The organism is Pseudomonas uvaldensis (assembly GCF_021271205.1).
GTDB classification, from domain to species: domain Bacteria; phylum Pseudomonadota; class Gammaproteobacteria; order Pseudomonadales; family Pseudomonadaceae; genus Aquipseudomonas; species Aquipseudomonas uvaldensis.
Genome location: NZ_JAIWKS010000005.1, coordinates 114,675 through 128,820, shown reverse-complemented (window position 1 = coordinate 128,820; position 14,146 = coordinate 114,675). Strand labels below are relative to the sequence as shown.

Here is a 14,146-nt window from a genome sequence, read left to right as displayed (position 1 = left end):
GAAAAAGGATGCCCATGAATACCTACATCCGCTGGTTCCAACGCATCATCTGGGTGGGGATCGTCATGAACATGGTCTTTGCGATTCCGGCGTTGTTCGCGCCGGCGTTGCTGACGTCCATGCTCGGCCTGCCCCCCGTGTTGTCCGATCCCTGGCTGGAAAACACCGGCATGTTGCTGGTGGGGATCAGCCTGTTCTACATGCCCTCCGGGTTCAATGCGCCGCGTTTCGTGATTCATTCGTGGTTGTGCGTGCTGTCGCGGCTGGTGGCGGTGGTGTTCTGGATCTACCTGATCAACACCAATAACCAGGGGCCTTTGTTCAAGCCGATGCTGATGGGCGACCTGACCATGTTCCTGGTGCTGGGGACCCTGCTCTACCTGGGCAGTCCGGTCGCCAATCGCCCGCTGGCCTTGCTTTGCGCCGGGTGGCGAGCGTGGCGCGCAGGTTGGGCGCAACGCTGGAAAAGCCATGGCTTCAAGGTGGGTGCGCTGGTCGTGGTACTGGTGCTGGGATTCATCGGCTACCAGACCTGGTACCAGATGATACGAGAGGTGCCGCAACCGGACTTCAAGTCCGATGAGGACCATTACAAATACGCGGCCATCGGGCTGGGCATCGAGGCGCGGATTCCTTATTACCTGTTCGCCGTGCTGCCGCAGATGTGCCCGGAAAAAATGCCCAAGCCCGGTGGCTACGAGGTGTTCGGTTTCCTCTATGAAAACGGCAACGACCTGCCCATCGGGATGGCCAAGCGGCAGCTCGGCTATCCCACGGTAGAACCGAACTGCGCCTTGTGCCACACCGGTTCCTATCGGGCCAATGCCACTGACGTAGCGATCCCGGTCGCCAGCGCACCGGCCAATACGCTGCAACTGCAGGCCTTCCAGTGGTTTGCCTACGACTGCGCCAGTGACCCGAAATTCACCGTCGATGCGGTGATGGCGGCGATCAACGCCAAATTCCAGCTGGGCTTTTTCGAGAAGCTGTATAACCGCTACCTGATCATCCCGATGGCCAAAAGCGCGCTGATCAAGCAGAAGCAGGCCTACGCCTGGCAGAAGCTACGCCCGGCCCAGGGACCAGGGCGGACCGACACGTTCAACCCGACCAAGATGGTGGTGTTCGGCTTCCCGGATGATTCCACCATCGGCACCGTGGACTTGCCGCAGGTCTGGAACCAGAAACCCCGGGAGTCGATGTACCTGCACTGGGACGGCAATAACAACAAGATCCACGAGCGTAACTACGCCGCGGCCATGGCGGTGGGTGCGACGCCGGAATCGGTGCTGCCGCCGAGTTTCAACCGGGTCACCAATTGGCTGCTGGGCCACAAGGCGCCGGCCTGGCCGTTCGCCCTGGATCAGGCAAAAGTCGCCCAGGGCAAGCCGATCTGGGAGCAGAACTGCGCCGGTTGCCATGACTTCGGTCGCGCCGACACCGGGCAGGTCACCACCAACATCGACCAACTGGGCACCGATCCCCATCGCCTGAACTCCTTTACCACAGGGCTGGTATCGGCTTTCCACGGCTTCAAGAAACCGCCGTTCGACTTCGGCGCCTACCGCAAGACCCAGAGCTACAGCAACACGCCTACCGACGGTATCTGGTTGCGGGCGCCGTACCTGCATAACGGCTCGGTACCGACTTTGTGGGATCTGCTGCAGCCGCCGGAACGACGTCCGCAGGTGTTCTACACCGGCTCCGACATCTACGACCCGGAGAAGGTGGGCTTCATCACCAGTGGCGAGCAGATGAAAGCTTCGGCGGATTTCAAATACGACACCCGCCTGGAAGGCAATCACAACGGCGGCCACCTGTATGGCACGCAGCTGTCGGACGCCGACAAACGGGCCTTGATCGAGTTCATGAAAACCCTGTGACCCAGGGCATTGCGAAGGAGCGTTCACATGTCATTACTGCATCATCTGGAACATGAGTTCGACAAGGTCAAGGTCCGGTTGCACGGGTTGGTGACGCGCCTGGAAATGTCCTGGAAAAAACTCGTCAACGACCTGGAGCCCGAGGAGTTCCAGGCCATCGTCAAACTGTTGCAACGGGGTCATGACCAGGCCCGGCACGTCATCGAGCACGGTGACCTGCCGGATGACGAACCGGCCGTCCCATGGGAACTGGCCCACGGTCTGTCGATCCTGAAGATCGGCAACGCCACGCCCTTGCCGCAAAGCGAGGACGAATTGCCGACCCGTGTGCTCAAGGACGGCACCTTGTTGGGCTGTCGTAAATGGGAGTTGCTGGACCTGCTGTGGAGCGAGGCGCTGCTCAAATGGATCGAGAACCTGCGTCACCATGCGACCTTCGCGACCAATCCGGCTTTGGTGAAAATGGACAACGATGTCGTCCTGGCCATCGCCGGCGACTGGGGCACCGGGCCGTTCGACAGCCACGCCCCGGCGGTGGCCGTAGCCAATCAGATGCAGTTGGCACAAGCCGATTTCACCATTCACCTGGGGGATGTGTATTACGCCGGGACTCAGTCCCAGGAAGATGTCGACATGGCGGGCTGGCCTCAAGGCAAACATGGCTCGTTCACCCTCAATTCCAACCACGAGATGTACAGCGGCGCCCATGGCTATTTCAAGGAACTGGCGGCGCGCTTCCCCGTGCAGCAGGGGACCAGTTACTTTGCCTTGTACAACGACGACTGGCTGGTGGTCGGTCTGGACACCGCCTATGCCTCGGACGCCATGAACCTGTACATGGATGGCACGCTCAACGAGCAGCAGATCAACTGGATGAAAGGCCTGCCCATACGCAAGAAATTGATGGTGCTCAGTCATCACCAGGGCTTCGATATTTCCGGACACCACAAGACTGCGCTTTATCAGCCGGTGTGCGACGCCCTCGGGCGCGAGCCGGACTACTGGTACTGGGGGCATTTGCACAACGGCATCTGCTATGCGCCTCAAGGCGGTTTGCATGCACGTTGCGCCGGACATGGGGCGATTCCCTACGGCACCACCAGCGAGCTGAACGGGCACGCCCGGGTGCTATGGTCGGAGACGGAGTTGGCGGGGGATCCGGCGTATCCGGAGCGGGTCTTGAACGGGTATGTGAAGGTGCGGTTGGTGGGGGAGAACATCGAAGAGACGTTCTATGGCGAGGATGGGTCGGTGCGGTGGTCTTCGAAGTGATCGGTGCTGCTTGAACCGTCTTCGCGAGCAAGCCCGCTCCCACACCGGATCTCCATTGCACTGAAGATCCCGTGTGGAAGCGGACTTGCTCGCGAAGCTTTTGCTTTTAGCCCTGGACCGGCACGCCCTTGAGGTACGGCGCCGGCTCAGCTCCCAGGTTGTTGAGCATACGCTCGCTGTACCAATCCACGAAGTTCACCACGCCGAACTCGTAGGTCTTGGAGTACGGGCCCGGCTGGTAGGCGGTGGAGTTGATGCCGCGCTGGTTTTCTTCGGCCAGGCGACGGTCCTGGTCGTTGGTGGCGTCCCAGACCTGGCGCATGCGCTCCACGTCGTAGTCCACGCCTTCGACTGCGTCCTTGTGCACCAGCCATTTGGTGGTGACCATGGTTTCCTGGGCGCTGATCGGCCACACGGTAAACACGATGATGTGGTCGCCCATGCAGTGGTTCCACGAGTGCGGCAGGTGCAGGATGCGCATCGAGCCCAGGTCCGGGTTCTTGATGCGGCCCATCAGCTTGGCGCAGCCCTGCTTGCCGTCCATGGTCATCGACACGGTGCCCTTGAGCAGTGGCATGCGCACGATGCGGTTACGCAGGCCGAAGCTCTTGTGGGCGTAAGGGATTTTCTCGGCTTCCCAGGCGGCGGCGGATTCGGCCACGTGGTCCTTGAAGGCCTGGTCGGCGCGTGGGTCGGTGACGTCGTCCCATTCCAACAGGGTCTTGAGCAATTCCGGGTGTGAGCCGCCGCAGTGGTAGCACTCGCGGTTGTTCTCCAGCACCAGTTTCCAGTTGGCTTTTTCCATCAAGGTGGTTTGCACCGCCACCTTGGTGTTTTCCATGTCGTACGGTTCCATGTAGTGGTTCAGCGTGGACAAGAAGTCATCGATGGGTGGTGGGTTTTCCGCCAGGCTGATGAAGATGTAACCGCCGGCCGTTTTCACGTTCACGGGCTTGAGGCCGTACTGCTTCATGTCGAAGTCGGCGCCCATTTCGGTGCCGGCGAACAGCAGGCGACCGTCCAGTTCGTAGGTCCACTGGTGGTAATGGCAGACCAGCTTGGCAACCTTGCCCTTGTCGCTGGTGCACAACCGGGAGCCACGGTGACGGCAGACGTTGTGGAACGCATGCACCACGCCTTCGGCGCCACGAATCACGATGATCGGGTTCTTGCCTACCTGCAGGGTCAGGTAGTTGCCCTTGGTCGGGATCTCGCAAGTCATGCCGGCGATCAGCCATTCCTTCTGGAAGATTTCCTGCATGTCGATGTCGAACAGGCGCTCATCGCAATAGAACGGCTGCGGCAGCGAGAACGTGCGCTCGCGTTCCTGCAGCATCTGTGCGGTGGCCTTGCGTGCGGGTTCCAGTGGATCGCCCAGGCTCAGGGTTGTAGTTACGTCCATCGTTTTATCCTCATGGCCATCTGTGTGGCCGGCGAAATATGGCTAATCGGTTGTGCTACGCAAGGCAGAAAACGTTGTTTGTCTGTTGGGGCGAGTGTGGGGCCGCGCAGGGCCGGAACCTTATCCATGGGCGACATGGCCCAATCTGTTCCCGACGCGCAAGCCCCGGTGGTTGGGGGCTGGTCGCGATAAGTACGTGGATGTCGCGAATAGGTAAACGACGCTCCCGGCGCCTGCGCACAATCGCCACCATGAAGGCCGGCAGTCGGCCGTGGAGAACAGTATGTCCAATAATTTCCTGAACCCGGTCACCACCCAGACCTGGGCCAATGGCCGACATATCGTGCGTTGCGTCAAAGTCATCCAGGAAACCTGGGATGTGCGTACCTTCTGCTTCATGGCCGACCAGCCGATCATGTTCTTCTTCAAGCCGGGGCAGTTCGTGACGCTGGAGCTGGAAATCGAAGGCCAGCAGGTCATGCGTTCCTACACTATCTCCAGCTCGCCGTCGGTGCCTTACAGCTTTTCGGTGACCATCAAGCGCGTGCCCGGGGGCAAGGTTTCCAACTGGCTGCACGACACCCTGCACGAAGGCCAGGAGCTGGCGGTGCACGGGCCGGTGGGGCTGTTCAATGCCATCGATTTCTCTGCCCCGAAAGTGCTCTACCTCAGCGGCGGTGTCGGCATCACGCCAGTGATGTCCATGGCACGCTGGTACTACGACACCAACGGCAACGTCGACATGGTGTTCATCCATAGCGCCCGCTCGCCCAAGGACATCATCTATCACCGCGAGCTGGAGCACATGGCGTCGCGGATCGACAACTTCAGCCTGCACCTGATCTGCGAGAAACACGGCCTGGGCGAGCCGTGGGCGGGTTATCGCGGCTACCTGAACCACAAGATGCTGGAACTGATGGCGCCTGACTTCCTTGAGCGCGAAGTGTTCTGCTGCGGCCCGACGCCGTACATGAACGCGGTCAAGCGCCTGCTGGAAAATGCCGGCTTTGACATGAAGCGCTATCACGAGGAGTCCTTCGGGGCCACGCCACCGGAAGCCCGTGCCGACGCGGTGGAACAGGCCGAACAGGCCGCCGAGGCACCGGAAGTCGATGCGGCGGACCTGCACCTGGTGGAGTTCACCTCCTCGGGCAAGAGCATTCGCGTGGCGCCGGGCGAAACCGTCCACGCCGCTGCTGCCAAGCTCGGCATGATGATTCCCAAGGCCTGTGGCATGGGCATCTGCGGAACGTGCAAGGTATTGAAGCTGGGCGGCGAAGTGGAAATGGACCACAACGGCGGGATCACCGAGGACGACGAGGCCGAGGGGTACATCCTGTCGTGCTGCAGCGTGCCAAAGGGGGATGTGCGGATCGAGTTCTGACGCTGGGGCGGGGCAGGGGAACGCGGAGCGTCCCCGGCTGCGTTCCCACGCGGAGCGTGGGAACGATCAGCGGTCTTGAGTGTGTCTCTATTTAGTTGGACATGACTTCGCGAATATCCGCCGCCAATTCCCGCACTCGTGCTTCTTCGGTGTCCCACGAGCACATGAACCGCGCGCCGCCCTTGCCGATGAAGGTGTAGAAGCGCCAGCCGCGAGCGGTGAGGGCGGCGATGGCAGGTTCCGAGAGTTGCAGGAACACGCCGTTGGCCTGGACCGGGAACATCAGTTCCACGCCGGGAATGTCGCTGACAAGTTGCGCCAGCAATTGGGCGCAGCGGTTGGCGTGGCGAGCGTGCTTGAGCCAGGCGTCGTCCTGCAGCAGGCCGACCCAGGGGGCGGACAGGAAGCGCATCTTCGAGGCCAGTTGCCCGGCTTGCTTGCAGCGGTAATCGAAGTCTTCGGCCAGGTCGTGATTGAAAAACAGGATCGCTTCGCCCACCGCCATACCGTTCTTCGTGCCGCCGAAGCACAACACGTCCACGCCCGCTTTCCAGGTCAGGTCCGCTGGTGAGCAGCCGAGGAAGGCGCAGGCATTGGAGAAGCGAGCGCCGTCCATGTGCAGATTCAGCCCCAGTTCCTTGCAGGTGATGCTGATGGCGCGAATTTCCTCCGGTGTATAGACGCTGCCGACTTCCGTGGCCTGGGTCAGGGTCACGACCCGCGGCTTGGGGTAGTGGATGTCCTGGCGCTTGAGGGCGATCTCGCGGATCGAGTCGGGCGTCAGCTTGCCGTTTTCGGTGCGCGCCAGTAGCAGCTTGGAACCGTTGGAGAAAAATTCCGGCGCACCACATTCGTCGGTTTCGACGTGGGCGGTTTCCGAGCAGATCACGCTGTGATAGCTCTGGCAGAGTGAGGACAGCGCCAGGGAGTTGGCTGCCGTGCCGTTGAACGCGAAGAAGACTTCGCAGTCGGTTTCGAACAAGGCTCGGAAATCATTCGCCGCGCGATGGGTCCACTCGTCATCGCCGTAGGCGCGCTGATGGCCCTGGTTGGCTTCTTCCATGGCGGCCCAGGCTTCGGGACAAATGCCTGAATAATTGTCGCTGGCAAACTGTTGACTCTTGTCGGTCATGGCCTTGCTCCTTAGATAGAGAGTCCTGGGTAAAGAGATCCCTGGCGGAATTCCCGTGTGGGGAATCCCATGGTCCGGCGTGTTTGGGTCCACGACGCCGTGTTCAATGTTGGTGCGCACTTTACCCAAGATTAGGGAGGGAACACACCGGATGTTTCTGTCAGCAAATCACAAAGTCATCGAGTTTCCTCCCGTATGAACCAGCGCGACGGCGCCCTTGACCTGCTCAAGTGGCTGGCTCTGCTGGCGATGGTGCTCGATCATCTGCGATATGTCGGTTTCTCCGCCGATTGGCTGTATGTGCCAGGGCGTCTGGCATTCCCCTGGTTTTGCCTGGCGATGGCGGCCAATCTGGCGCGCAGCGGGTCGAGTGTTGATCGGGGGCGTTACCTGGGCTGGTTGCTGCTGTTCAGCGCCATCAGCGAAGTTCCCTACCGCTTGTTCTTTCCCGATCCCGCGACCCTTAATGTAATGCCGACCCTGGTCCTGGGTTTGTTGGTCGCACGCGGTTGGCAGATTCCGACGCGACAGGCGCGAATGCTGGCGGTAGCAGCGTTATTGTTGGCGGCGCTGTTCTCGTCGCGGCTGATGTTCGGGGTTTTCGGCGTGCTGCTGCCGCTGGTGATGTTGTTGGTGTTGCGCCGGCCCTGGTACCTGGGCTTGTTGCCAGGGATTGTGTGCGTGGCGGCCAATCAATGGCGGGTTCTGTATGGCGCGGCGTGGCTCGGCAACGAAGTGGCAGTGTGGGGTTTGCTGAACTGCCTGTTTGCGCCAGGGCTCGGGCTGTTGCTTTTGCGACAGGCGGGTCGTGTTCGTCCCCCGGCGATGCGGCGTTGGGCTTATGCGCTTTATCCGGCGCATTTTCTGACGCTGCTAGCGGTTCGCCTGGCGGTGGCGTGATTCCGTGACGGGAGAGCCAGGCGCGTCCGTGCTTTTGAATGCATGTCGTAAACGCGCCGTTGCGTGGCGTCCATAGGCATTTGACCTGCCTGCGCCAGCCATACCATCGCATCCAAAGGGCACTGTCGAACGGGCGGTGCCTCACCAAGACAAAAGGCGCAATGACGCCGCTGGGAGAGACGCGATGTTCAGCAAGCAAGACCAGATCCAGGGTTACGATGATGCACTGCTGGCGGCGATGAACGCCGAAGAGCAACGCCAGGAAGATCACATCGAACTGATCGCGTCAGAGAACTACACCAGCAAGCGCGTCATGCAGGCCCAGGGCAGCGGTCTGACCAACAAATACGCCGAAGGTTATCCGGGCAAGCGCTACTACGGTGGCTGCGAGCACGTCGACAAGGTCGAGGCCCTGGCGATCGAACGCGCCAAGCAACTGTTCGGCGCCGATTACGCCAACGTCCAGCCGCACTCCGGCTCTTCGGCCAACAGCGCCGTGTACCTGGCCCTGCTGCAAGCGGGCGACACCATTCTGGGCATGAGCCTGGCCCACGGCGGTCACCTGACCCACGGCGCCAAAGTGTCGTCCTCGGGCAAGCTCTACAACGCGGTGCAATACGGTATCGACACCACCACCGGCCTGATCGACTACGACGAAGTCGAGCGTCTGGCGGTGGAGCACAAGCCAAAAATGATCGTCGCCGGTTTCTCGGCGTACTCCAAGACCCTCGACTTCCCGCGTTTCCGCCAGATCGCTGACAAGGTCGGTGCCCTGCTGTTCGTCGACATGGCCCACGTGGCTGGTCTGGTGGCCGCCGGTCTGTACCCGAACCCGCTGCCTTACGCCGACGTGGTCACTACCACCACCCACAAGACCCTGCGCGGTCCGCGTGGTGGCCTGATCCTCGCCAAGGCCAACGAAGAGATCGAGAAAAAACTCAACGCCGCCGTATTCCCAGGCGCCCAGGGCGGGCCGTTGATGCACGTGATCGCCGGCAAGGCCGTGTGCTTCAAGGAAGCGCTGGAACCTGGCTTCAAGGCCTACCAGCAGCAAGTGATCGAGAACGCCCAGGCCATGGCTGGCGTGTTCATCAAGCGCGGCTACGATGTAGTGTCCGGCGGCACCGACAACCACCTGTTCCTAGTCAGCCTGATCCGTCAGGGCCTGACCGGCAAGGACGCCGACGCCGCCCTGGGTCGCGCTCATATCACCGTCAACAAGAACGCCGTGCCAAACGACCCGCAGTCGCCCTTCGTGACCTCGGGCCTGCGCATCGGCACTCCGGCGGTGACCACTCGCGGCTTCAAGGTTACCCAATGCGTGACGCTGGCCGGCTGGATCTGCGACATCCTCGACAACCTCGGCGACGCCGATGTCGAGGCCAATGTCGCCCAGCAAGTGGCGGCCCTGTGCGCGGACTTCCCGGTTTATCGCTGAGTCGGTTTTGGAGTAAATGACTATGCAACGCTATTCGGGCTTCGGCCTCTTCAAGCACTCTCTCAGCCATCACGAAAACTGGCAACGGATGTGGCGCACGCCCACCCCGAAAAAAGTCTACGACGTGGTCATCGTCGGCGGTGGCGGGCATGGTCTGGCGACCGCCTACTACCTGGCCAAGGAACACGGCATCACCAACGTGGCCGTGGTCGAGAAGGGCTGGCTGGGCGGCGGTAACACCGCGCGCAACACCACCATCGTGCGCTCCAACTACCTGTGGGACGAGTCGGCCCACCTGTACGAACATGCGATGAAACTCTGGGAAGGCCTGTCCCAGGACCTGAACTACAACGTGATGTTCTCCCAGCGTGGCGTCTACAACCTGTGCCACACCCTGCAGGACATCCGCGACTCCGAGCGTCGGGTCAACGCCAACCGCCTCAATGGCGTGGACGGCGAGCTGCTGAATGCCAAACAAGTGGCCGAGGAGATCCCTTACCTGGACTGCTCGAAGAACACCCGTTACCCGGTGATGGGTGCCACCGTCCAGCGTCGCGGCGGCGTCGCCCGTCACGATGCCGTGGCCTGGGGCTTTGCCCGGGCGGCGGACGCCTTGGGCGTGGACTTGATCCAACAGACCGAAGTGATCGGTTTCCGCAAGGAAAACGGCGTGTGCATCGGTGTGGAAACCAACAAGGGCTTCATTGGCGCCAAGCGCGTCGGCGTGGTCACCGCCGGTAACTCCGGGCACATGGCCAAGCTCGCCGGCTTCCGCCTGCCGATCGAGTCCCACCCACTGCAAGCGCTGGTGTCGGAGCCGATCAAGCCGATCATCGACAGCGTGATCATGTCCAACGCCGTGCACGGCTACATCAGCCAGTCCGACAAGGGCGACCTGGTGATCGGCGCCGGTATCGACGGTTGGGTCGGCTACGGTCAGCGCGGTTCGTACCCGGTGATCGAACACACCATCCAGGCCATCGTCGAGATGTTCCCGATCCTCTCGCGCGTGCGCATGAACCGCCAGTGGGGCGGCATCGTCGACACCACGCCGGACGCCTGCCCGATCATCTCCAAAACGCCAGTGCCGAACATGTTCTTCAACTGCGGTTGGGGCACCGGCGGCTTCAAGGCCACCCCGGGCTCGGGCAACGTGTTTGCCGCCAGCCTGGCCAAGGGTGAGATGCACCCGTTGGCCGCGCCATTTTCCATCGACCGTTTCCACAACGGTGCATTGATCGACGAACACGGCGCTGCTGCCGTCGCCCACTAACAGGAGAAATCCCTATGTTGCACATCTTCTGTCCTCACTGCGGCGAACTGCGCTCCGAAGAGGAATTCCATTCGTCCGGCCAGGCGCACATCCCGCGCCCACTGGACCCCAACAGCTGCACCGACGAGGAGTGGGGCAACTACATGTTCTTCCGCGACAACCCTCGTGGTTTGCATCACGAGCTGTGGATTCACGCTGCCGGGTGCCGCCAGTACTTCAACGCGACCCGCGACACCGTGACCTACGAGATTCTCGAAACCTACAAGATCGGCCAAAAGCCGCAATTCACCGATAAGGCTGACAGTCCGAAAGCGGCCGCACAGGCTCTGGGAGAGAAGGTATGAGCCAGATCAATCGCCTGTCCAACGGCGGACGGATCGACCGCAACAAAGCGCTGAGCTTCACCTTCAACGGCCAGACCTACAAAGGCTTCGAAGGCGACACCCTGGCCGCTGCATTGCTGGCCAACGGCGTGGACATCATCGGTCGCAGCTTCAAGTATTCCCGTCCCCGCGGCATCTTCGCCGCCGGTGCCGAAGAGCCGAACGCGGTATTGCAGATCGGTGCCACCGAAGCCACGCAAATCCCTAACGTGCGCGCCACGCAACAGGCGCTGTACCAGGGCCTGGTCGCCACCAGCACCAACGGCTGGCCGAGCGTGAACAACGACATGATGGGCATTCTCGGCAAGGTCGGCGGCAAGCTGATGCCGCCGGGCTTCTACTACAAAACCTTCATGTACCCGCAATCGTTCTGGATGACTTACGAGAAGTACATCCGCAAGGCTGCAGGCCTGGGTCGCTCGCCGACCGAGAACGATCCGGACACCTACGACTACATGAACCGCCACTGCGACGTGCTGGTGGTCGGCGCGGGTCCTGCCGGCCTGGCCGCCGCACTGGCTGCCGGTCGCAGCGGTGCGCGAGTGATCCTGGCGGACGAGCAGGAAGAGTTCGGCGGCAGCCTGCTCGATTCCCGTGAGAGCCTGGATGGCAAGCCCGCGACCGAGTGGGTCGCCGCGGCTGTGGCTGAATTGCGTTCGATGCCCGAGGTGGTGCTGTTGCCTCGCGCTACCGTGAACGGCTATCACGACCACAACTTCCTGACCATCCACGAGCGCTTGACCGATCACCTCGGTGACCGTGCGCCGATCGGTCAGGTGCGCCAGCGTATCAACCGTGTCCGCGCCAAGCGCGTGGTACTGGCGACCGGTGCCTGCGAACGTCCGCTGGTCTACGGCAACAACGACGTGCCGGGCAACATGCTGGCCGGTGCGGTGTCCACCTACGTGCGTCGCTACGGCGTGGCACCGGGCAAGAAACTGGTGCTGTCCACCAACAACGACCACGCCTATCGCGTGGCCCTGGACTGGTTCGATGCCGGCCTGCAAGTGATCGCCGTTGCCGATGCCCGCAGCAACCCTCGTGGTGCGCTGGTGGAAGAAGCGCGGGCCAAGGGCATTCGCATCCTCACCGGCAGCGCCGTGATCGAAGCCCGTGGCAGCAAGCGCGTCACCGGCGCCCGCATCGCCGCCATCGACGTCAAGGCACACAAAGTCACCAGCCCTGGCGAGTGGCTGGACTGCGACCTGGTGGCCAGCTCCGGCGGCTACAGCCCGGTGGTCCACCTGGCTTCGCACTTGGGCGGCAAGCCGATCTGGCGCGAAGATATCCTCGGTTTCGTACCCGGCGAAGCACCGCAGAAACGCGTGTGTGTCGGTGGCGTGAACGGTGTCTACAGCCTCGGTGATTCCCTGGCCGATGGCTTTGAGGGCGGTGTGCGCGCAGCCAGCGAGGCCGGTTTCAAGGCGGTGGAGGGCGTGTTGCCCAAAGCCCTGAGCCGTCATGAAGAGCCGACCCTGGCGCTGTTCCAGGTGCCGCACGAAAAATCCACCGCACGGGCGCCGAAGCAATTCGTCGACCTGCAGAACGACGTCACTGCCGCCGCCATCGAACTCGCCACCCGCGAAGGCTTCGAGTCGGTGGAACACGTCAAGCGCTACACCGCACTGGGCTTTGGTACCGACCAGGGCAAACTGGGCAACGTCAACGGCCTGGCCATCGCGGCCCGCTCGCTGAACGTGAGCATCCCGCAGATGGGCACCACCATGTTCCGTCCGAACTACACGCCGGTGACCTTCGGCGCGGTAGCGGGCCGGCACTGCGGGCACATCTTCGAACCGGTACGTTTCACCGCGCTGCATGCCTGGCATGTGAAGAACGGCGCCGAATTCGAAGACGTCGGCCAGTGGAAACGTCCTTGGTACTTCCCGAAAAACGGTGAAGACATGCACGCTGCGGTCAAGCGCGAATGCAAGGCCGTTCGCGAAAGCGTCGGCCTGCTGGACGCCTCGACCCTGGGCAAGATCGACATCCAGGGCCCGGATGCCCGCGAATTCCTCAACCGCATCTATACCAACGCCTGGACCAAGCTCGACGTGGGCAAGGCCCGCTACGGTCTGATGTGCAAGGAAGACGGCATGGTGTTCGACGACGGCGTGACCGCCTGCGTCGGCGACAACCACTTCATCATGACCACCACCACTGGCGGTGCGGCCCGTGTGCTGCAATGGCTGGAGATCTACCAGCAGACCGAATGGCCGGACCTGAAGGTGTACTTCACCTCCGTCACCGACCACTGGGCGACCATGACCCTGTCGGGCCCCAACAGCCGCAAACTGTTGAGCGAAGTCACCGATATCGACCTGGACAAGGACGGCTTCCCGTTCATGACCTGGAAGGAGGGCCTGGTGGGCGGCGTGCCGGCGCGGGTGTTCCGGATCTCGTTCACCGGTGAGCTGTCGTACGAAATCAACGTGCAGGCCGACTACGCCATGGGCGTGCTCGAACAGATCGTCGAGGCCGGCAAGAAGTACAACCTGACCCCGTACGGCACCGAGACCATGCACGTACTGCGGGCCGAAAAGGGCTTCATCATCGTCGGCCAGGACACCGACGGCTCGATGACGCCGGACGACTTGAACATGGGCTGGTGCGTGGGCCGTACCAAACCGTTCTCGTGGATCGGCTGGCGTGGCATGAACCGTGAAGATTGCCTGCGCGAAGACCGCAAGCAACTGGTGGGCCTCAAGCCGATCGACCCGAACGTCTGGCTGCCGGAAGGCGCGCAACTGGTCTTCAACTCCAAGCAGGCGATCCCGATGACCATGGTTGGCCACGTGACCTCCAGCTACGCGCACAACTCCCTGGGCTATTCGTTTGCCATGGGCGTGGTCAAGGGTGGTCTGAAGCGCATCGGCGAGCGGGTGTTCTCGCCCCAGGCCGATGGCAGCGTGATCGAGGCAGAGATCGTTTCTTCGGTGTTCTTCGATCCGAAGGGTGATCGGCAGAATATTTAACACTCGAGCCCTGTGGGTGGGGGCGAGTGGGAGCAAAGCTTGCTCGCGATGCAGGCGACGCGGTAGCCGTCAGACCGCATTATCGTTCATCGCGGGCAAGCCTT

At 61.9% G+C, this 14,146-nt stretch carries 10 protein-coding genes; 8 read left to right on the top strand and 2 right to left on the bottom strand.

All coding sequences use genetic code 11. The annotated features are described in order from the left end of the window. Positions 1–14 precede the first annotated feature (14 nt). A complete protein-coding gene (locus tag LCU97_RS12940) occupies positions 15–1,883 on the top strand; it encodes a c-type cytochrome (RefSeq protein ID WP_053156169.1) in 1,869 nt (622 codons plus the stop codon). A gap of 27 nt (positions 1,884–1,910) precedes the next feature. Then, the gene (locus tag LCU97_RS12935) at positions 1,911–3,155 is read left to right on the top strand and encodes a metallophosphoesterase (RefSeq protein WP_232776690.1); all 1,245 of its coding nucleotides are present in this window, start codon (positions 1,911–1,913) and stop codon (positions 3,153–3,155) included. A 106-nt stretch (positions 3,156–3,261) separates the two neighbouring features. Here LCU97_RS12935 and gbcA read toward each other — a convergent pair whose 3' ends face one another. After that, positions 3,262–4,557 carry a glycine-betaine demethylase subunit GbcA gene (gene gbcA, locus LCU97_RS12930; protein ID WP_053156175.1) on the bottom strand — a complete coding sequence of 432 codons (1,296 nt, stop codon included), beginning with the start codon at positions 4,555–4,557 and terminating at the stop codon, positions 3,262–3,264. Between the two features lie 283 nt (positions 4,558–4,840). Between gbcA and gbcB the strand changes: the two genes are divergently transcribed. Continuing rightward, a complete protein-coding gene (gene gbcB / locus LCU97_RS12925) occupies positions 4,841–5,941 on the top strand; it encodes a glycine-betaine demethylase subunit GbcB (RefSeq protein ID WP_053156178.1) in 1,101 nt (366 codons plus the stop codon). A 91-nt stretch (positions 5,942–6,032) separates the two neighbouring features. Here the strand turns inward: gbcB and LCU97_RS12920 are convergent, their stop codons facing one another. Continuing rightward, positions 6,033–7,073, bottom strand: a complete 1,041-nt coding sequence (locus tag LCU97_RS12920) for a threonine aldolase family protein (protein ID WP_053156181.1) — start codon at positions 7,071–7,073, stop codon at positions 6,033–6,035. Positions 7,074–7,268: 195 nt separating this feature from the next. Between LCU97_RS12920 and LCU97_RS12915 the strand changes: the two genes are divergently transcribed. From LCU97_RS12915 to LCU97_RS12895, 5 genes are all read left to right on the top strand, one after another. Further along, entirely contained in the window at positions 7,269–7,973 is a 705-nt protein-coding gene (locus LCU97_RS12915; protein ID WP_232776688.1) for a TraX family protein, read from the top strand. A 184-nt stretch (positions 7,974–8,157) separates the two neighbouring features. Beyond that, positions 8,158–9,411 (top strand): serine hydroxymethyltransferase, encoded by a 1,254-nt coding sequence (gene glyA / locus LCU97_RS12910; RefSeq protein WP_053156187.1) that lies wholly within the window; start codon positions 8,158–8,160, stop codon positions 9,409–9,411. 22 nt (positions 9,412–9,433) lie between these two features. Beyond that, positions 9,434–10,684, top strand: coding sequence for a sarcosine oxidase subunit beta (locus tag LCU97_RS12905; RefSeq protein WP_053156190.1), 1,251 nt, complete (start codon positions 9,434–9,436; stop codon positions 10,682–10,684). Positions 10,685–10,698: 14 nt separating this feature from the next. After that, entirely contained in the window at positions 10,699–11,028 is a 330-nt protein-coding gene (locus LCU97_RS12900; RefSeq protein WP_053156193.1) for a sarcosine oxidase subunit delta, read from the top strand. Continuing rightward, complete coding sequence (locus LCU97_RS12895) at positions 11,025–14,042, top strand: sarcosine oxidase subunit alpha (protein WP_232776686.1); 3,018 nt, start codon at positions 11,025–11,027, stop codon at positions 14,040–14,042. Before LCU97_RS12900 ends, LCU97_RS12895 begins: the two co-directional genes overlap by 4 nt. Positions 14,043–14,146 lie beyond the last annotated feature (104 nt).